Annotated in this window: 1 protein-coding gene and 1 pseudogene; both read left to right on the top strand. The window is 66.4% G+C overall.

Features of this window, described 5'->3' with window-relative positions; genetic code table 11:
* A pseudogene (locus ACS8YF_RS19665) lies at positions 1-294 on the top strand (amino acid permease); the annotation flags it as partial.
* 9 nt (positions 295-303) lie between these two features.
* A partial coding sequence (locus tag ACS8YF_RS19660) for a pyridoxal-dependent decarboxylase (RefSeq protein WP_440851782.1) occupies positions 304-851 on the top strand: 548 nt, incomplete at its 3' end.

The raw sequence follows: 851 nt of genomic DNA, 5'->3' as shown, positions 1-851 counted from the left end.
ATGTATCTACTGCTGTTCGCCGCCGCGATCCGGCTGCGCTACAGTGAGCCGGACACGCCACGACCGTATCGCGTACCCGGGGGACGGACCTGGGGCCTGTGGTGCGTTGCGGGCACGGGTTTTGCCACCACGACAGTCTGCCTTGTCATCGGCCTCCTGCCGCCGGGCAACGGGTTCGCGACGGCCTTGTATGCCTCGGGCATGCTCGCCGCATTGGCGGTTATGCTGATTCTGCCGCTGCTGCTTTACCGCTGGCGCCGCCCTGCCTGGCGCAGCCATACCGGAACGGAGTGACGGAAAACCATGGTCAAGAAGTTGAAACCCGACGCCGAGCTTGCGCCCACCTACGGCTCGCGAGCCATGTCGCGCCCCGTGCCTAAATACGCCCTCCCCCAGTCCGAGATGCCCCCGCGAACGGCCTACCAGCTCATTCACGATGAGCTCATGCTCGACGGCAACGCCCGGCTGAACCTGGCCACCTTCGTGACCACTTGGATGGAGCCCGAGGCCGAGCGGCTGATGGCCGAGACCTTCGACAAGAACATGATCGACCGGGACGAGTATCCGCAGACCGCCGAGATCGAGACACGCTGCGTCAACATGATCGCGCGGCTGTTCAATGCGCCCGAGGATACCGACCCCGTGGGCGTCTCCGCCATCGGATCCAGCGAAGCGGTGATGCTGGCCGGCATGGCGCTGAAGTGGCGCTGGCGGGCCCGGCGGGAGGCCGCGGGCCGGCCAGCCGACCGGCCCAACCTGATTCTGGGCAGCAACGTGCAGGTCGTGTGGGAGAAGTTCTGCCGCTACTGGGAGGTGGAGCCGCGCTATATCCCCATGCGCGAGGGCCGCTA

Source organism: Salinisphaera sp. SWV1, assembly GCF_052044155.1.
Classification (GTDB): domain Bacteria; phylum Pseudomonadota; class Gammaproteobacteria; order Nevskiales; family Salinisphaeraceae; genus Salinisphaera.
The sequence above is the reverse complement of the archived record's forward strand: the minus strand, read 5'-3'. Positions and strand labels throughout refer to the sequence as shown.